The organism is Halobiforma lacisalsi AJ5 (genome assembly GCF_000226975.2).
Taxonomy (GTDB): domain Archaea; phylum Halobacteriota; class Halobacteria; order Halobacteriales; family Natrialbaceae; genus Natronobacterium; species Natronobacterium lacisalsi.
The window spans coordinates 938,350-955,557 of sequence record NZ_CP019285.1 but is presented as its reverse complement, the minus strand read 5'-3'; the positions used below and the strand labels follow the sequence as shown (position 1 = coordinate 955,557).

General features: G+C 69.3%; 15 protein-coding genes and 1 pseudogene. 6 read left to right on the top strand and 10 right to left on the bottom strand.

All coding sequences use genetic code 11. The features are described 5' to 3' along the window. Positions 1 to 24 precede the first annotated feature (24 nt). Positions 25 to 423 carry a GNAT family N-acetyltransferase gene (locus tag CHINAEXTREME_RS04480; RefSeq protein ID WP_007141274.1) on the bottom strand — a complete coding sequence of 133 codons (399 nt, stop codon included), beginning with the start codon at positions 421 to 423 and terminating at the stop codon, positions 25 to 27. Positions 424 to 722: 299 nt separating this feature from the next. Here CHINAEXTREME_RS04480 and ilvA point away from each other — a divergent pair, with 299 nt between their 5' ends. Next, positions 723 to 1,961 (top strand): threonine ammonia-lyase, encoded by a 1,239-nt coding sequence (ilvA, locus tag CHINAEXTREME_RS04475; RefSeq protein WP_007141273.1) that lies wholly within the window; start codon positions 723 to 725, stop codon positions 1,959 to 1,961. A gap of 42 nt (positions 1,962 to 2,003) precedes the next feature. Here ilvA and samp2 read toward each other — a convergent pair whose 3' ends face one another. Together samp2 and CHINAEXTREME_RS04465 are read right to left on the bottom strand one after the other, a co-directional pair. Next, positions 2,004 to 2,243, bottom strand: a complete 240-nt coding sequence (gene samp2, locus CHINAEXTREME_RS04470) for a ubiquitin-like small modifier protein SAMP2 (protein ID WP_007141272.1) — start codon at positions 2,241 to 2,243, stop codon at positions 2,004 to 2,006. 63 nt (positions 2,244 to 2,306) lie between these two features. After that, positions 2,307 to 3,440: a bactofilin family protein gene (locus CHINAEXTREME_RS04465; RefSeq protein ID WP_029601421.1), complete on the bottom strand. Its 1,134-nt coding sequence runs from the start codon at positions 3,438 to 3,440 to the stop codon at positions 2,307 to 2,309. Between the two features lie 136 nt (positions 3,441 to 3,576). Between CHINAEXTREME_RS04465 and CHINAEXTREME_RS04460 the strand changes: the two genes are divergently transcribed. Both CHINAEXTREME_RS04460 and CHINAEXTREME_RS04455 read left to right on the top strand, forming a co-directional pair. Further along, the gene (locus tag CHINAEXTREME_RS04460; protein WP_007141270.1) at positions 3,577 to 4,569 is read left to right on the top strand and encodes a replication factor C small subunit; all 993 of its coding nucleotides are present in this window, start codon (positions 3,577 to 3,579) and stop codon (positions 4,567 to 4,569) included. A 97-nt stretch (positions 4,570 to 4,666) separates the two neighbouring features. After that, a complete protein-coding gene (locus CHINAEXTREME_RS04455) occupies positions 4,667 to 5,209 on the top strand; it encodes a putative phosphothreonine lyase domain-containing protein (RefSeq protein ID WP_007141269.1) in 543 nt (180 codons plus the stop codon). A gap of 10 nt (positions 5,210 to 5,219) precedes the next feature. Here CHINAEXTREME_RS04455 and CHINAEXTREME_RS04450 read toward each other — a convergent pair whose 3' ends face one another. Beyond that, a complete protein-coding gene (locus tag CHINAEXTREME_RS04450; RefSeq protein WP_007141268.1) occupies positions 5,220 to 7,571 on the bottom strand; it encodes a GAF domain-containing protein in 2,352 nt (783 codons plus the stop codon). 386 nt (positions 7,572 to 7,957) lie between these two features. Here CHINAEXTREME_RS04450 and alaS point away from each other — a divergent pair, with 386 nt between their 5' ends. Continuing rightward, entirely contained in the window at positions 7,958 to 10,744 is a 2,787-nt protein-coding gene (gene alaS, locus CHINAEXTREME_RS04445) for an alanine--tRNA ligase (RefSeq protein ID WP_007141267.1), read from the top strand. Between the two features lie 16 nt (positions 10,745 to 10,760). Here alaS and CHINAEXTREME_RS04440 read toward each other — a convergent pair whose 3' ends face one another. Beyond that, positions 10,761 to 11,408, bottom strand: coding sequence for a hypothetical protein (locus tag CHINAEXTREME_RS04440; RefSeq protein ID WP_007141266.1), 648 nt, complete (start codon positions 11,406 to 11,408; stop codon positions 10,761 to 10,763). Positions 11,409 to 11,566: 158 nt separating this feature from the next. On the opposite strand from CHINAEXTREME_RS04440, the gene CHINAEXTREME_RS04435 reads away from it, so the two are divergent. Next, entirely contained in the window at positions 11,567 to 12,358 is a 792-nt protein-coding gene (locus CHINAEXTREME_RS04435) for an alpha/beta fold hydrolase (protein WP_007141265.1), read from the top strand. A 74-nt stretch (positions 12,359 to 12,432) separates the two neighbouring features. Continuing rightward, complete coding sequence (locus CHINAEXTREME_RS04430; RefSeq protein ID WP_007141264.1) at positions 12,433 to 13,704, top strand: AMP-binding protein; 1,272 nt, start codon at positions 12,433 to 12,435, stop codon at positions 13,702 to 13,704. Here the strand turns inward: CHINAEXTREME_RS04430 and CHINAEXTREME_RS04425 are convergent. From CHINAEXTREME_RS04425 to CHINAEXTREME_RS04405, 5 genes and pseudogenes are all read right to left on the bottom strand, one after another. Beyond that, positions 13,701 to 14,452 (bottom strand): annotated as a pseudogene (locus tag CHINAEXTREME_RS04425) (Sjogren's syndrome/scleroderma autoantigen 1 family protein). The gene CHINAEXTREME_RS04430 and the pseudogene CHINAEXTREME_RS04425 overlap by 4 nt on opposite strands. Positions 14,453 to 14,542: 90 nt before the next feature. Further along, positions 14,543 to 14,971 (bottom strand): GNAT family N-acetyltransferase, encoded by a 429-nt coding sequence (locus tag CHINAEXTREME_RS04420; RefSeq protein ID WP_007141262.1) that lies wholly within the window; start codon positions 14,969 to 14,971, stop codon positions 14,543 to 14,545. A gap of 35 nt (positions 14,972 to 15,006) precedes the next feature. After that, positions 15,007 to 15,783, bottom strand: coding sequence for an alpha/beta fold hydrolase (locus CHINAEXTREME_RS04415; protein WP_007141261.1), 777 nt, complete (start codon positions 15,781 to 15,783; stop codon positions 15,007 to 15,009). Positions 15,784 to 15,853: 70 nt separating this feature from the next. Continuing rightward, positions 15,854 to 16,540, bottom strand: a complete 687-nt coding sequence (locus CHINAEXTREME_RS04410; RefSeq protein WP_007141260.1) for a helix-turn-helix domain-containing protein — start codon at positions 16,538 to 16,540, stop codon at positions 15,854 to 15,856. A 38-nt stretch (positions 16,541 to 16,578) separates the two neighbouring features. Beyond that, positions 16,579 to 17,055, bottom strand: coding sequence for a TIGR00725 family protein (locus CHINAEXTREME_RS04405; protein ID WP_007141259.1), 477 nt, complete (start codon positions 17,053 to 17,055; stop codon positions 16,579 to 16,581). Positions 17,056 to 17,208: the final 153 nt, after the last annotated feature.

Below are 17,208 nucleotides of genomic sequence, written 5' to 3'. Positions count from 1 at the left end.
CGCTCGACCGCCGTCCGTGGAGCGTCAATCGTCCACGACGACGCCCCGGTGTCGGCGTTCGTCCAGGGGTTCGATCGCGAACCCCAGCGACTCGTAGAACGGCCGCACGCCGTCGTCGAACCGCGCGGTGAGCCGTCCCTCTCGTTCGAGTGCGTGTCGGATCAGCCGGCGACCGAGCCCGTTACCGCGGTGGCGGCGGCGGACGCCGATGGCGGAGACGTGTGCGCCGCGCTCGCCCTCGATCGGCTCGAGCACGATCGTCCCGAGGATCCGTTCCTCGTCGCCGTTCCCGTCGCCGGCGACGAACACGTCCCCGGTCTCGATCCGCCCCTCGACGTCGCCGGGTTCGAGCATGGCCGCGTCGAGGATGCGTCTGACCTCGAGGGTATCGGTGGACCGGGCGGGACGGACGAACGGCTTCATGATGGGGGATCGCTACTCGCAGACGAAACGCCGGCGGGTGCCGACCGATTGGCTCGCTCCTCGAGGGTGCGACACGGCTCGAGGGGTGGGATGGGAGGGCTGTCGGCTACCATGTGAGTGGATTCGTCGCTGGCTGCGGAAAATTGCACGGCTTCCGGTTTCCGGGTGCCGGGTGTCGGGTGCCAGGTGGTGGCTGCCGGCTACCGGGTATTGGGTACCCGATGCCGGGTGCAGATCACCCCGGCGGCCGGCCACGGAACGAACCATTATTGACTCGCGCGCAAATATTGCGACAACGGATGACACGCAGTTCAGACGCCGTCTCGTTCGCCGACGTCGAGGCCGCCCGCGATCGGCTCGACGACGACTCGGTCGTCAAGCATACGCCCGTCGAACGGAGCACCTCGCTGGACGAACTCACCGGCGGCGAGGTCCACCTCAAGATGGAACACCTCCAGTGGACGGGCTCGTTCAAGACCCGGGGCGCGTACAACAAGATCGCCCAGACGGTCGAGGAGGGGGAGGCGAACCGCGTCGTCGCGGCCAGCGCGGGCAACCACGCCCAGGGGGTCGCGCTCGCGGCGACGAAACTCGGGATCGACTCGACCATCGTAATGCCCCGCAGCGCCCCCCAGGCCAAGGTCGATGCGACTCGCGAGTACGGGGCGGACGTCGAACTCGTCGGCACCGACTTCCGCGAGGCGATGGCCCACGCCCGCGACATCGCCGACGACGGCGGGGACGTCGAGTTCGTCCACGCGTACGACGACCCCGCCATCGTCGCCGGGCAGGGCACTCTCGGCCTCGAGATGTACGAGGACCTCCCCGAGGTGGACACGATCGTCGTTCCGATCGGGGGTGGCGGCCTCATCTCCGGGATCGCGACCGCGTTCGCCGAACTCTCGCCCGACACCCGTGTCGTCGGCGTCCAGGCCTCGGACGCCGCGACGGTTCCCGACAGCCTTCAGAAGGGGACGCCGGTCTCGCTCGAGTCGGTCGATACGATCGCGGACGGGATCGCGACGGGCGGGATCTCCGATCTCACCCTTTCGCTGATCGAGGAGCACGTCGACGAGGTGGTAACGGTGACCGACGGGGAGATCGCGCGGGCGATTCTCCTGTTGTTAGAGCGGGCGAAACAGGTCGTCGAGGGCGCGGGTGCGGCCTCGGTCGCGGCCATCATCAGTGAGGAACTGGACGTGACCGGCGAGACGGTGATGCCGCTGCTCTGTGGTGGCAACCTCGACATGACGATGCTCCAGACGGTGCTGGTCCACGCCTTGAGCGACCGCGATCAGTTGCTCCGCCTGCGGGTGCGGATCGACGACCAGTCCGGGAGGATGGAGGAGATTTCGGGCCTGATCGCGAAACACAACGCCAACATCCGCAACGTGCGCCACGACCGGTCGGCGCCGGAACTCGACGTCGGCGAGGCCCACCTCGTCTTCCAGATCGAGACCAGCGGCGCGGGGCAGTCGCGGGCGATCATCCGCTCGATCCGGGATCACGGTTACGAGGTCAAACACGTCAACGCCTGATCCCGTGCTCCGCGTCGGAACCGACGGCGGCGAACCCGGCCGTCACGCCGCGCCGCCTTTGATCAACCGCAACACCGTCACTTCGTCGCTGTCGACCGGCTGATCCTCCGGTACCGGCCGGCCGTCGACCAGGACGCTCACCTCGTGGGGACTGAGATCGACTGCCCCGAGGAGGTCGGCATAGGTCGGTTCGGATCGACCGCCCGAACCGCCGGCGGTGCCGAGTTCCTCGAGGTCGATCTCGTGGGTAGTCTCGCCCTTGACGTCGACGGTGACGCGCATACCCCCAGTTACGAGGGGGCGGACTTGAGCGCGTCGCTCGGCCCCGCTCGGTCCCGCTCGGCGTCAGTCGGTCGCCGGTTCGTCGGATCCGACGTCTCCCTCGTACCCGGGTTCCGGTTCCGGTTCCGCCTGCCCTCGCTCGCGGACGGTCCGCCGGGGACCGTACAGCGTCGAGGCGAGCGCGCCCAGTCCGAGCAGGAAGATCAGCAGGTTGAGCGGATCGCCGACGTAGGGAATCTGTCCGAGCACCGCGCCGCCCAGGAGGCCGACGACCAGCGCCAGCCACCGGTTCTCGACGCCGGCGAGCGAGAGCAGCGCCGCGGCGACGGCGAACCGGCCGTAGACGATCCCGATCCAGATCACCAGCAGGAACGCGAAGGTGCCCACGATCGTCAGCGGGATGCCGATCACGGTGATCGCCGTCGCCACGAGCAGTATCGGCACCCCGACGAGGACACCCAGTCCGACCAGCCCGGTCCGGACCGGGTTGCTCGCGACCCGGTCGGCGACGCCGGCCGAGAACCGCGGGAACAGGGCCAGCAGCACGGCCCCGAGCAACAGGTTCAGCGCGAACGCGTACAGCGCGACCACCCACGAGGCCAGCGGCTCGATCGTCGGCGCGAGGTCGCTGCCGACGGCGATCGACGAGTCGCGTTCGACCTCGCCCGCGACCGCGTCGGTGTCACCCTCGAGCGAGCCGCCGTACCGCAGATCGCCCTCGAGCGCCGCATTGTCGCCCAGTCGGATCGTCTCGGCACCGACGGACGCATCGCCGACCACGGTGCCGTCGATCGTCACGGTGGCGGCACCCGCCGAGAGCGTGCCGCCGACCGTCGCGCCCTCGAGAATCTCGAGGCTGCCCGCTGCTGTTCCGACGTCACCCCCGACATCGCCGCCGATCGTCACGGTGCCGCCTACGGCGTCGACGTCGCCCTGTACGTCGCCGTCGATCCGCACGTCGCCTCCGACTGCCTCGACGTCGCCGGTGACGGTGCCCTCGACGAGGATCGTTCCCCCGATCGCCTCGAGGCCCTCGACGGTCTCGCCCTCGTCGACGACGATCGTCGCGCCGATCCGGACGTCGGTCCCCGTCTGGGCGACGGGCGCGGTAGCGGCTGCTACAGGCGTCGCACAGACCAACGCGGCGAGGACGACCACGACTGCGATTCGGGCTCGAGATGGTTCCTCGAATGACATGTACGCTACTTCCTCGAGCAGGGCTAAAATACTGTGTGTGGCCTCGTCGGCGTTCAGGCTGCGGGACCGGGAACGTGGCGGCGCACTCGACGGCGACCTTCGGTCGTTTTATTTCCGGGCCACGCGTTGAGCCGGTATGAGCGAGGCCGACGCCGAGGCGGCGGAGCCGACACCCGGCAAGACCGAGGTCTGGATCGAGAAGTACCGGCCGGAACGGCTCGACGAGATCAAGGGCCACGAGAACATTGTCCCGCGCCTGAAACGGTACGTCGAGCAGGACGACCTCCCCCATCTCATGTTCGCGGGGCCGGCGGGTACAGGGAAGACGACCGCTGCGCAAGCCATCGCCCGCGAGATCTACGACGACGACTGGCGGGAGAACTTCCTCGAGCTCAACGCCTCCGACCAGCGCGGGATCGACGTCGTCCGCGACCGGATCAAGGACTTCGCCCGGTCCTCGTTCGGCGGCTACGACCACCGCATCATCTTCCTCGACGAGGCCGACGCGCTGACCAGCGACGCCCAGTCGGCGCTCCGGCGCACGATGGAACAGTTCTCGAGCAACACCCGCTTTATCCTCTCGTGTAACTACTCGAGCCAGATCATCGACCCCATCCAGTCCCGGTGTGCCGTCTTCCGCTTTACCGAACTGACAGACGACGCGACCGAGGCCCAGGTCCGCGAGATCGCCGCCGAGGAGGGAATCGAGGTGACCGACGACGGCGTCGACGCCCTGGTCTTCGCGGCCGACGGCGACATGCGGAAGGCGATCAACGGCCTCCAGGCCGCAGCCGTGATGGGCGAAACCGTCGACGAGGAGACCGTCTTCGCGATCACCTCTACCGCCCGCCCGGAGGAGGTCGAGGAGATGGTCGAACACGCTATCGACGGCGACTTCACCGCCGCCCGCGCGGCCCTCGAGGACCTGCTGACCGACCGCGGGCTCGCCGGGGGTGACGTCATCGACCAGCTCCACCGCTCCGCGTGGCAGTTCGACATCCCCGAGCGGGCGACGGTCCGGCTGCTCGAGCGCCTCGGCGAGGTCGACTACCGTATCACGACGGGGGCGAACGAGCGGCTGCAACTCGAGGGAATGCTGGCGTCGCTGGCGCTGGAAGAGGCGGAGTAGCCGTTCGATCGCTTCACTTTCGTTATCGCTTCCACTTTCACTTTCACTTTCACCCCGTTCGGCGAACCTTGTCGTTCGCTCCCGTCGAACTCGAGGTGTGCGATCACCGCTCGATATCACCGACGAGGAGACGTACTGGCTCCGCAGTAGAGACGTCAGCGACGCCCCGGCCATCGGCGCGGACGCCTACTTCTCGACCCACGACGTACCTCGAGCGTCGGAGGTCACTGCCGACGACTTGCCACCCGCCGACAGCGAGGCAGTCGCCGAGATCGATCGGGAGGCCCTCGAGACGGAGACGACGATCGGCAAGTGGCAGGTGACCGGCACCGGGGAGCGCATCGCGGAACTGTGGCCCGAGTTCGTTGCCGACGCAGAGGACGGGATCATCTGGGCCGCGAAAGCGATGACGACCTACGGATACGACCACCTCGAGATGTACGACGACTACCTCCTGACTGTCTACACGCCGAACTACTTCGCGAAGGGCGACGTCGACCGCGTCAGGGACCACATCCGCGAGGAGTACGGGATCACGAAGGAGTTGTACTACAAGCCCGACATCTACACGAGAAAGGGAATCGTCGCGGAGTCGGCCGCGGAGTTCGGCCTTTCGGTGCCGGCCCGGTACGTGGCCTGAGCCGATCGCGTCAGGTCAGATCGAGGGCGTCGACCCCGCGGAACGCGAAGGCCGTCCCGTCCTCGTCCTCGGCGACGCCGACGTCCCAGCCGTGAGCCGCGGCGATCTCCTCGACGGCGTCCAACTGGAGGCCCGCCCCCTCCGTGCCGTCGAGTCGACCCGGTGTGGGTGCTTCCTGGCGGCCGTCCGGCCCGTCCTCGTTTGCGGGCCGGTCTCCGGCCACGTAGAAGCCGTCGTCGGTCGCGCCGACGGTGACGGTGATCGGCTCCGATCCGGCGTCGGCCGTCCGCTCCCCGTCGACCGCCGTCTCGAGCACGTGTTCGAACAGCTCCCGCAGGCGCTCGCGGTCGGCCTCGAGCACGAGGTCGCTCTCGGTGACGAGCCGCGCGTCGCCGGTGTCGACGGTCGCCCAGGCGCGGCGCGCGACGTCGCTGACCGCGACGGGTTCGGCCTCGTCGGCGTCGGCCAGGGCTTCCAGCGCGGCGAGCCCGGCCTCGAGTTGCTCGTGGGCATCGGCGATGGTTCGGAAGTGTTCCTCCTTGCCGGTCTCCTCGGCGAGTTCGAGGTAGCTCCGGGCGACGTTCAGCGGTGCGAGCACGTCGTCGTCGACCAGTTCGGCGATCGTCTCGAGGCGTTCGGTCGCGGCGGCGTGCTCGAGTTCGCGGCGCTTGCGCTCGGTGACGTCGTCGTAGACGAGGAGGCCGGTTTCCGTCCGCAGTTCGCCGTCGGCGTCCGCTTTCTCGCCAGCGTCGCCGTCGCCGTCGCCGTCCTCGTCCCCGTCGTCACCCTCCACGACCGTCTCGAGCGGCACCGCGGTCAGCACGAAGTCCCGGACGCCTTCGACCGTCTCGCGGCGGTGGATCAGCAGTTGCCGCTCCCCGGAGCGCAGCGCTGCGGCGAGGGTCTCGGCGCGTTCCTCGAGGCCGTCGGGGACGGTGTACTCGGCGATCGGTTCGCCCGTGAGCGCGTCGGGATCGGCGTCGAACGTCTCCGCGAACGCCCCGTTGATGGCCCGGACGACGGCGCGGCCGTCCTCGAGTTCGTACCTGACCGCGGGGTCGGGCACGTTCTCGAACACGCGCTGGAGCCGGTCGCGTTCGGTCTCGAGTCGCCGGGAGGCGTCGGCCAGCAGGTCGCGTTCGGCCTCGAGCCGTTCCTGCTCGCGGCGGACCCGGTCGCGTTCGTTGATCAGTCCCCGTTCGGTCCAGTTTCGCTCGAGGATCGTGGCGGCGTACTCACACAGCGACTCGAGTATCTCGAGGTCGGACTCGTCGCTGGACTGGGCGTAGCGGTCCGTTTCGACGGTCCCGCCGTCGCTCGCGGTCTCGCTCTCACCCGTCTCGGGGGAATCCACGACTACCTGCAACACACCCACGTCGCCGACCGGCACGCTGTACAGCGACCGCGCGTTCTCGCCGGGGCGCTCGAGGACGTCGTGCAGTCCGAGGTCGATCCGGACGGCGGAGTCGTTCCGGAACGCCCGACCGAAGGGGCTGTGGACGGGCGTGTCGCCGATCGTTTCCTCGGGGATCGCCGACGAGGTCGCCCGCGGGACGAGGTCGCCGAACTTGACCGTCGCGATCCAGCAGTACTCGTAGCCGAGCACCTCGACGACCTCCTCGATCAGTTGCTCGAAGAGTCGCTCGCGGTCCCGGCAGTCGGCGAGTCGTGCCGCGGCCTCGAGGACGGCGGTGGTCGCTCCGCTCGTCTCGCCGGCGTCGCCGTTGGTGGGGTCGTCGGGGCTGTCTTGGCCCTCGATTCCCGGCCCCGAAGGCGCGTTCGGTCGCGCTCCCCCCACGTCCGAGCGGTCCGCGACCCGCTGGTCGCCCGGTGGGGGCGCGGGCGTGCCGGTCGGTTCCGATCGCGACCCCGACCCCGCGCTCGCCGACCCTCCGCCGGATCCGGTGCCGGCCGTCGCGACGTCGTGACATGCCCGTTCGACCTCGTCGGCCAGGTGGGAGACCGCGTCGTCGGTCCCGCGCCGGACGTAGCCGTCGACCCTGTCGGCGGACCGCGAAGCCGTCGAGGCGTAGGAGTCGTCGGTGAAGACGACGAGCGGCGTCTCCCCGCAGGCCTCGGCCACCTCGAGCAGGTCGACGTTTGCGGTCAGCCCGAAACCGGGGTTTCCGTCGCCGGTTCGATCCGCCTCGCGCTCGGCGAAGACGACGCAGTCGGCCTCGGGGGCGAACTCGCGGATCCGCTGGGGGGTCCCGATCGGGTGAACCGTCGGTTCGTCGTCGGTTCTAGCGGTCGTCTCGTCGATCGTTCGCTCGAGCGCCGCCGCTCCCTCGCGGGCCGTCGCTTCGGTCGTGGCCGCGTAGAGAATCGTTCGGGGGCGGGGACGCGTTGACGAGTGTGCCATCGATGACTTCGAACCCGTTGACTATGTGTACTGTCCGGCGGACCGGGGTAAAGTTTCTCTGGCCGTGTCTGACGATTCTTTCGCAGTTACTGGCGATATTATACCGCCGATACAACGGAATATTACGACCGAGGCGCCGCTAGAACGCCGTTCGTGGCTTCAATCGAGCGGACGGTCGACTCCGGCGAAGACGGGGACAGTGACGGGGGCACGGCCACCTCCCCACTCCCACCGGTCCGTCACGAGTCGGTTCTCGGTCGTCGGCCACGAGCGAACTCCCCGTCCGTCGGTTCGATCCTCGCCCCAGTACTCGCCGCGCACGGCCGATTCTCCCCCGGTGAACGTTGCGGAACTGTTTTAGGCGCTGGCTGGTCAACACACGTGTAATGAGCGAACTGGCGGACGAGTACCGCCTCGAGTACTTCGAGGAGGAAGGATTCGTGCGAAAGGAGTGCCCCGAGTGTGGGGACCACTTCTGGACGCGCGACGAAACCCGGGAAACCTGCGGCGAGCCGCCCTGCGAGGAATACGACTTCATCGGCGAGCCCGGCTTCGACGAGGCGCACAGCCTGGAGGAAATGCGGGAGGCGTTTCTCTCCTTCTTCGAGGAGCACGACCACGAGCGGATCGACCCCTACCCCGTCGCCGCGAACCGGTGGCGGGACGACGTCTTGCTGACCCAGGCGTCGATCTACGACTTCCAGCCGCTCGTCACCTCGGGGGAGACGCCGCCGCCGGCGAACCCGCTGACGGTGTCCCAGCCCTGCATCCGGATGCAGGACATCGACAACGTCGGCAAGACCGGACGGCACACGATGGCCTTCGAGATGATGGCCCATCACGCGTTCAACAGCCGGGAGGACACGGACGCCGAGTACGCCTACGAGGGCGAGGTCTACTGGAAGGACCGGACCGTCGAACTCTGTGACACCCTGCTCGACGAGATGGGTGCCGACATCGAGGACGTCACCTACATCGAGGACCCCTGGGTCGGCGGCGGCAACGCCGGCCCCGCGATCGAGGTCATCTACAAGGGCCTCGAGCTCGCGACGCTCGTCTTCATGTGCATGGAGCAGGACCCCGACGGCGAGTACGAGCTCAAGGACGGCAACCGCTACTCGTACATGGACACCTACGTCGTCGACACCGGGTACGGCCTCGAGCGCTGGACCTGGATGTCCCAGGGGACGCCGACGGTCTACGAGGCGATCTACCCCGACATGATCGACTTCCTCAGGGAGAACGCGGGGATCGAACACAGCGACGAGGAGGCCGACCTCGTCGCCCGCGCGGCCCGCCTCTCGGGGAACCTGGACATCGACGACGTCGACGACGTCGAGGCCGCCCGCGGCGACATCGCCGACCAGCTCGGCGTCTCCGTCGACGAACTCCGGGACCTCGTCGAACCGCTCGAGGACGTCTACGCCATCGCCGACCACTGCCGTACCCTCGCGTACATGCTGGGGGACGGGATCGTCCCCTCGAACGTCGGCACCGGCTACCTCGCGCGGATGGTCCTGCGCCGCACGAAACGCCTCTGTGACAACGTCGGCGTCGACGCGCCGCTGGACGAACTCGTCGACATGCAGGCCGAGCGCCTGGGCTACGAGAACCGCGACACGATCCGTGACATCGTCCGCACCGAGGTCGAGAAGTACCGCGAGACCCTCGAACGCGGCGGCCGCCGCGTCGAAGCGATCGCGGAGGAGTACGCCGAGTCGGGCGAGCCGATCCCCCGCGAGGAACTGATCGAACTCTACGACTCCCACGGCATCCAGCCCGACATGGTCGCGGAGATCGCCGAGGACGTCGGCGCCGAGGTCGACGTTCCCGACGACTTCTACAGCCTCGTCGCGGACCGCCACGACACGCCCGAGAGCGTCGAGACGTCGTCCGAGGACGAGGACGAACGGTTCGAGGACCTCCCCGAGACCGAGAAGCTCTACTACGACGACCAGGGGCGGACCCAGTTCGAGGCGGTTGTGCTGGACGTCTTCGAGCGCGAGGACGGATACGACGTCGTCCTCGACCAGACCATGTTCTACCCCGAGGGCGGCGGCCAGCCCGCCGACACCGGGACGCTCTCGACGGACGACACCACGGTCGAGGTCACGGACGTCCAGATCGAGGACGACGTCATCCTCCACCGGACCGACGAGAACCCCGGCAAGGGCGAGTTCGTCAACGGGCAGGTCGACGGCGCGCGGCGTCGACAGCTCATGCGCCACCACACGGCGACGCACATCGTCATCCACTCCGCACGACAGGTGCTCGGCGATCACGTCCGGCAGGCCGGCGCACAGAAGGGCGTCGACTCCTCGCGGATCGACCTGCGCCACTACGAGCGGATCACCCGCGAGGACGTCAAGGAGATCGAACGCGTCGCCAACGACATCGTCATGGACAACGGCCAGGTCACCCAGGAGTGGCCCGACCGCCACGAGGCCGAGGCCGAACACGGCTTCGACCTCTACCAGGGCGGCATCCCGCCGGGCGAGCAGATCCGCCTGATCCACGTCGACGACGACGTCCAGGCCTGCGGTGGCACCCACGTCGCCCGCACCGGCGACATCGGCTCGATCAAGGTCCTCTCGACCGAGCGCGTCCAGGACGGCGTCGAGCGAATCACGTTCGCGGCCGGCGAGGCCGCCCTCGAGGCCACCCAGGAGAAAGAGGACGCTCTCTACGAGGCGGCCGAGACCCTCGACGTCTCCCCCGAGGAGGTCCCTGAGACCGCCGAACGGTTCTTCGAGGAGTGGAAGGACCGCGGCAAGCGCATCGAGGACCTCAAGGAACAGCTCGCCGCGGCCCGCGCCGGCGGGGGCGGCGACGCCGACGAGGTCGAACTCGGACTCGAGGACGAGAATGCCACCGCGGTCGTCGACCGCATCGACGCCGACATGGACGAACTCCGCGCGACGGCAAACGCCATCAGCGAGGAGGGCAAGATCGCCGTCCTCGGCAGCGGACAGGACGGCGCGCAGTTCGTCGTCTCCGTCCCCGACGGCATCGGCGTCAACGCCGGCGAGGTCGTCGGCGAACTCGCCGCCAAGGTCGGCGGCGGCGGTGGCGGCCCGCCGGACTTCGCCCAGGGCGGCGGCCCGGATGTCGAGGCGCTGGACGACGCGCTCGAGGACGCGCCCGACGTGTTACGGCAGGTGCAGGACGCCTGACCGCGCTTCGGCTCCGCTATTCTCGCTCGTCGGGAGCGTCGAACGCCGCATTCTCGAGAAAGTCGGCGTCGGTCGGTGGTCGCCAGTCGACCTCGTCTAGGGGCCGCTCCGTTTCGACGACGACGGTTTTGTCTCCCTCGAGGGTCGCCGTGTACCACAGTTGCGCGCCGAACATGGCCTCGAGACCGCCGAACCGATCGACGACGGTCCGGTCGTAAACGCCGATTCGAGGGAGTTCCTCGAGGGAGTCGGCTATCGGGTGGTCGTCGGGGGCGACGCCGCGGTTGTCCGGACGGATAAGCGGCGCGTAGTCGACGTCGAGGGCCACGGAGAGGCGACAGAGGAGTTCGAAGAACCCGTGCATGCGATCGCGAAACTCGCGTTCGTCCGTCACACTCGCCTGATCGCTCAGGTTCCCACAGCGGAAACCGAGTATCGGTTCGCCCGGGGGGCGGTCGTCGTCCAGATTGAACGCGATCCCGAAGGACCGATCGCCGTAGCGAACGGTGAATTTCTTGTATTCCTGATCGAGTGCGCGTGCCGTTCGCTCGGTTTCTTCGTCGACGCGGAATCCGGCTCGTTCGCAGGTCGAAAACGTCGTATCGACGAGATCATCCGCTATGCGAAAGGTGTAAAAAGCGATGATATCTGTTCCCGCTCGCATGAATACCGACTACGGCCGATTTCTCATATATTCTGCTCCACGAGCCGAGAGTATGACACCGAAACCGGACAGAAGTATCGAGCAGTCGGCAGTGTCTTCGAGCGCGAGATTCGCACGGAATCGAAACCGTCGCCTGTCTCGGCTCCCACGCTTTTCGTATGCCCACCGCAACGAACGGGAACACTTCGCTGTACTACGACCGCGCCGGCGAGGGCGACGTCGTCGTCTTCGTCCCCGAGGCCGGCCTCGGCGGCTGGTCGTGGGGGTGGCAACACGCCGCCCTGGCCGGTCCCTTCGAGGTCGTCGTCTGGGACCTCCGGGGGACCGGCCGCTCGGACGCGCCGCCCGGCCCGTACGACCTCGAGACGCTCGCGGCCGATCTGGAGGCCGTCCTCGCCGACTGCGGCGCGCGAACGGCCCACGTCGTCGGACTCGGGCTGGGCGGCGCGATCGCGCTCGAGGCCGCCCGCGACTCGACCCGGATCGAGACGCTGTCGCTCGTCGGGACCGGCCCGCAGGGGACGGCGTTCGACCTCGAGCCGCTGTTCGCGCCACCCGACGACGAGACAGCTATCCGCGACTCGCTCGAGACCGTCCTCTCGCCGGCGTTCCGGGCGGAACAGCCCGACGTCGTCGACGGTATCGTCGACTGGCGGGCCGACGGCGACGCCGACCGCGCCGGCTGGGCGGCCCAGGCCGCCGCCCTCGAGGGGTTCGACGCGACCGACTGGCTCGTCGAGGTGACCCAGCCCGCGCTGGTCGTCCACGGAACCGACGACGACCTCGTTCCGTCCGACGCGGGCCGGGACCTCGCCCGTGGACTCCCCCGCGGCGAGTTCGTGCCGGTCGAGGGCGCGGGCCACCTCGCGACGATCGAGCAGTCCCGGACGGTCAACGACCTCCTCGCGGGCTTCCTCGAGGAGCACGCGGAGCTGGAACTCGAGGACTGACTCGCCGTCGCCTCCGCTCGGCGCTTGCGAGTGACCCCCGCCGTCTTACGGCCTCGCGGGTCGTACCGCCGTCCGTGACCCTCTCGCTCGCGCGTCGGGCGGACCGACACCCCGACCGAACGGCGGTCGTCGACGTCTCGGAGGAGCGGCTGTACGCGCCGGCCGAGACCGTCCACGAGGAACGGCTCTCCTACGCGGCCCTCTCGCGGATGGCCGACGCGGTCGCGAGACGGCTGGCCGCCCGCGGGATCGGGACCGGGAACACGGTCTGTCTCGTCTCGCGGAACCGCGCGGCCTCGCTGGCGACGCTTTTCGCCTGCCGACGCCTGGGCGCGACGCTCGCTCCGATCTCCCACTGGCTGACGCCCGCGACCGTCGAACGCCCGTTCGCCGTCCTCGAGCCGGATCTGGTCGTCTCGGAGCGCGCCCAGCGGGACCTCGTGCGATCGATCCCGTTCGACCGGTCGGTGACGTTCGCGGAACTGGCCGAGACGGAGTCGGCGGACGACCCGAGCGCGACGAGCGCGACGGACGACGCGGGCCCGCTGCTCGCGCTCCACGGCGACGGCGGCCGCCCCGTCGCGACCTTCTCCGAAGCGACGCTCGAGTGGAACTGCGTCTCGGCGATGATCGCCTGGGGTATCTCACGGACCGACGTCGTCCCGATCCTCCCCCCGCTGTTCGCCGGCGACGCCCTCGTCCGGGCGGCTCTCCCCGTGCTGTACGCCGGCGGGGAACTCCTGCTGGACCGCGCGTTCGATCCGGGCGATACGGTGACCGCGATGGCAGAACGGGAGACGACGCTCCTGTCCGGGCGTGCCGGTTCGCTGGCGGACCTGGCCGACGACGACCGGTTCCCTGCGCCCCTCGAGTCGGTCGCCCGGGTCCTCTGCGAGGGTGCCGTTCCGGCCCCGCTTCGGGACGCCGCTCGAGAAACGGAGACACCGGTCGCCCGGACGTTCGGCCGCCTCGAGTGTCCGACCGCATTCGGAGGGCGACTCGACTCGACTGCGGTACGCGCCGGGGTCGATCCCGAGGAATCCGGCGTCGGCCCGCCGATGCCCGACTGCCGCGTCCGTCTCGTCGAGGACGGCGAGCCGATCCCCGCCGGTCGGGCCGGCGAGGGGCGACTCGACCTGGCGGGACGGCTCGTCGCCGACCGCTACGTCGGGCCGCCCGGACTCCTCGAGCCGGGTGAGACAGGATCTGGAGAGGAGACGGAAGCGCTCGAGACCGTGGCGACGGGGGAGGGCCGCCCCCGGTTCTCGGACGGCTGGCTCGAGACCGACCGCCGAGTCCGGCGGGACGGAGCGGGGAACTACCACCCGATCGAGAGCGAGGATTAGCGCAGCGTCCGCAGGGTCTCGCCCGCTTCGCGCGCGGCCTCGAGACACTCCTTCGCGTAGCGGGGGTCGTCGGTCGCGGCGGCCTCGGTGGCGAACCGCTCGAGGGCTTCCCGGAGGGAGTCGCGGGCGTCGCCGAGGTCGCCGCCGGCCCCCCCGCCGGTTCGGGAGCGGCGGGATCGAGACGGCTCATGCTCACCCCCGCCTGACGCGTCAGCGGGCCGGGACGACGCCCCGAGCGACTGTACGGTTTCGGCCCGTCGCCGGGCGGCTTCGGCGGTCGCCGGGGAGACGGCCCCGGAGTCGGCGTCGGCCTCGCGGTCGTTTCCGGTGGCCGGGCCGGCCGAACTCGCGTCGGCGGATTCGTTCCGGGACGGCGACGGGGACCGCGCACGCGGCCGATCCGGCTCGCGGCGGCCTCGGCAGGCTCGTCGCGGTCGTCCGCGTCCGTCGAATCCGTCTCGTCCGCGGGGTCGGCTTCCTGGGAGTCGCCGGCCGGGGAGTCCTCGGCGGGCTGGGCCTCGAGATCGGTCCCCTGGACGGCCTCGGCGTTGCCGTGACAGCTCGGACAGAAGGTGACGCCGTTTTCCTTGAACAGCGGGTCGCCGCAGGTGCCACAGTGGGCGTTGGTCATCGTCGCGCCCTTCAGCAGGAGGTCGCTCATCCGCTGGGTGGCCTCCCGTTCGGCCTTGTCGCGCTCGTACTTCTCGCGAAGTTTCTCGCGCTCGGCTTCCTTGTCGAAGTCGCTCATACTGGTCTAGATGTGCTCACCGGTCGAAAAAGCTGCGAAGGCGGGGACTCGGTCCGTCGCCGCGGGATCGACGGCACCGAGCGTTCCCGGTCACTCCGTCCGGCGGTACATCCCCTTCGAGGCAGGTCGGGTCTCCTCGTACCCGAACCGCTCGTAGAAGCCGTCGACGTCCGCCATGAGGTTCACGTACGCGTTCGGCGGGGCCGTCTCCTCGACGTACCCCTCGAGGTGCTCCATGATCCGCGTCCCGACCCCGCGACCCTGGTGGTCCGGGTGGACGGCCATGTCCGAGAGCTGGTAGACGGTGCCGTCGTCGCCGACGATCCGGCCCATGCCGACGACCTCGCCGGTCGGCTCGTGGACCGCAACGACGCCGTACAGCGAGTTCGGCAGCCCCCGTTCGATTCCCTCGAGCGATCGGGACGTCATGCCGGCGGCTTCGCGCAGGCGGGCGAACGTCTCGGGGGCGGGCAGTTCCTCCCGGATCGCGTACGGATCGGTTCCGTCCGTATCGGTCATATCCGGTGATCGAGTCGGACGTACAAAACTCTGGTTTACGCCTTCGACGCGTGCTCCTTCCGGAAGGCGCGGAGCTCCGCCGCGACCTGCTCGGGCGCGGTCTTGACGCCCACGTGACCGACGCCCTCGAGTTCCGCGAGGCGACTCCGGGGGAGCCGATCGTCGAGCGTCCGGACGGCCTCGCGGAGATGTGGCGGTCCGCGCTCGCCCGTTAGGAGGAGCGTCGGCCGCTCGAGTTCGATCTCCGCGGGGAGGTCGTAGGCCTCGACGGCGGCCGTCTCCCGGATGACGGTCTCGAGGAGGTCGAAGTTCACCTCGTCGGGCCAGATCGGCAACTCCTCGGGCGCAGGAATCCCGGCCCCGTCCCGATAGAAGCGTTTCATCGCCGCCTCCCGACCGTCGGCCGCGAACCGTTCCTGCAGTCGGTCGCTGAGGTCGTCGCCGCGGTGGTCGCCGACCAGCAGCGACGGCTCGTAGAGGACGAGCCGTTCCATCGGGACGTCGCCGGCCGCCGCGAGCGCGACGAGACCGCCGAACGAGTGGCCGAAGACCGACGCGTCGCCCTCGAGGTCGTCGACGATCGCGCGGAGGTCGTCGACCTCGCGCTCGAGGCCGTACTGGTCGGCGTCGCCGCTCCCGCCGCGGCCCCGCCTGTCGGGAACGACGAGCGTGAAGTCGTCCTCGAGCAGCGGACGGAGGGGATACCAGGCGTGGCGCGTCTCGCTGCTGCCGTGGAGACAGACGAGCGGCGGCCCGTCCCCGAACGTTTCGTAGCCGATACGAGTACCATCCGTCGACGTTACCGTCTGCATCGCTGGATATAGCGATTCGGCCCGGTATCGGGTAGGGATGACTCTCGATCGTCCGGCAGTTTAAGAGGGCTCACTCGAGCAGCGGCGGCCACATCGGGGCGACCGTCTCCTCGATGAGTTGCGTCTGGGCGCGACGCAGGCGTTCGGACACCGACGACGCCGAAATCCCCAGTTCCGCGGCGACGTCCTCCAGCGACGCATTCCGGGGGATGTCGAAGTAGCCGAGTTCGTACGCCGTCCGGAGCGCCTCGCGCTGGCGGTCCGTGAGGCCGTCGCCCGGCGGCTCGGGCTCCCCGTCGCGGGTGAGCCGGCGGAGCCGGAAGTAGCCGTTCCGCTGCCAGAACGTCCGGAACTCGTCGAAGGTCTCACGGTCGGCGAACCACCCCGTCTGGATCCAGCCGTCGCCGGTGACTTCGATGCGTTCGATGATGGCGTCGGCCGTCGCGAGCGCTTCCAGCCCCCGGAGGTCGTCGAGGTGGTCACCGAGCTGTTCCTCCAGGCTGAACGCCGGCATCGCCTGGTAGCGCCGCGTCTCGCCGGCCCGACCGACCAGCGTGTACTCCGCCACGTCGTCCGCGTCGGCGAGGGCCCGCTCCGTCGCCGTCGGCGACCCGCCGGTTACGGTGACGAGAAACGGCGGCCGATCGCCGTGGTTGAACTGCAACTCGAGCGTCACCGTCGCCGCGGGCACGGCCGCCGCGACGCCGACGAGCGGGAGTCCCTCGCACGGAATGTCGAACTCGGCCACGAGCCCCATAGTGGGCGGTACGCGGTCGGACTGAAATACCAGTTGACTTACGATCGGTCCTCGAGCACCCGCTCTACGGCGCCGACCGCCGCCTCCGGGGTCTCGACGGTCTCGAGGGCAATTCCGAGGTCCAGATCGGAGACGTCGTGGGTCTCGAGGCCGACGACCGGCCGGTCGTAGATACCGGCGAAGCCGATCTCGGTGAGCGTGCCGACGCCGCCCGCGAGCGCGATCACGGCATCGCCGTTCAGGGCCACGAGCGCGTTCCGGGCGTGCCCGAGTCCGGTCGCGATCGGGACGTCGACGTAGTCGTTGGCCGCCGCGCGGTCGTCGCCGGGCAGGATGCCGATCGTCTCCCCGTCCTCGGCTTTCGCGCCGCGACAGACTGCCGCCATCGTGCCGCCGCGGCCGCCGCAGACGACGGTGTGTCCCCGCGCGCCGAGTTCGCGACCGACCGCGACCGCGAGTTCCCGCTGGTCGTCCGTGATCGCGCCGCCCCCGATGACGCTGATCCGATGGCTCATAGTGGGCATACCGGACCGGAGCCCTATCACCGGTTCGAAACGCGAGACGCGGCCGTACTGATTCGACGATCGACGTATCGAACATCGTCAATTTCGGGCGTACGTGGGGAATCCGACGGATTTAACGCAAGGGCTGGTCCAGTTTTACGTGGT

What these genes read in the sequence shown, in the direction of transcription:
- CHINAEXTREME_RS04480 (WP_007141274.1), bottom strand. Translation starts at nt 423, where the DNA reads ATGAAGCCGTTCGTCCGTCCCGCCCGGTCCACCGATACCCTCGAGGTC.
- ilvA (WP_007141273.1), top strand. Translation starts at nt 723, where the DNA reads ATGACACGCAGTTCAGACGCCGTCTCGTTCGCCGACGTCGAGGCCGCC.
- samp2 (WP_007141272.1), bottom strand. Translation starts at nt 2,243, where the DNA reads ATGCGCGTCACCGTCGACGTCAAGGGCGAGACTACCCACGAGATCGAC.
- CHINAEXTREME_RS04465 (WP_029601421.1), bottom strand. Translation starts at nt 3,440, where the DNA reads ATGTCATTCGAGGAACCATCTCGAGCCCGAATCGCAGTCGTGGTCGTC.
- CHINAEXTREME_RS04460 (WP_007141270.1), top strand. Translation starts at nt 3,577, where the DNA reads ATGAGCGAGGCCGACGCCGAGGCGGCGGAGCCGACACCCGGCAAGACC.
- CHINAEXTREME_RS04450 (WP_007141268.1), bottom strand. Translation starts at nt 7,571, where the DNA reads ATGGCACACTCGTCAACGCGTCCCCGCCCCCGAACGATTCTCTACGCG.
- alaS (WP_007141267.1), top strand. Translation starts at nt 7,958, where the DNA reads ATGAGCGAACTGGCGGACGAGTACCGCCTCGAGTACTTCGAGGAGGAA.
- CHINAEXTREME_RS04440 (WP_007141266.1), bottom strand. Translation starts at nt 11,408, where the DNA reads ATGCGAGCGGGAACAGATATCATCGCTTTTTACACCTTTCGCATAGCG.
- CHINAEXTREME_RS04435 (WP_007141265.1), top strand. Translation starts at nt 11,567, where the DNA reads ATGCCCACCGCAACGAACGGGAACACTTCGCTGTACTACGACCGCGCC.
- CHINAEXTREME_RS04420 (WP_007141262.1), bottom strand. Translation starts at nt 14,971, where the DNA reads ATGACCGATACGGACGGAACCGATCCGTACGCGATCCGGGAGGAACTG.
- CHINAEXTREME_RS04415 (WP_007141261.1), bottom strand. Translation starts at nt 15,783, where the DNA reads ATGCAGACGGTAACGTCGACGGATGGTACTCGTATCGGCTACGAAACG.
- CHINAEXTREME_RS04410 (WP_007141260.1), bottom strand. Translation starts at nt 16,540, where the DNA reads ATGGGGCTCGTGGCCGAGTTCGACATTCCGTGCGAGGGACTCCCGCTC.
- CHINAEXTREME_RS04405 (WP_007141259.1), bottom strand. Translation starts at nt 17,055, where the DNA reads ATGAGCCATCGGATCAGCGTCATCGGGGGCGGCGCGATCACGGACGAC.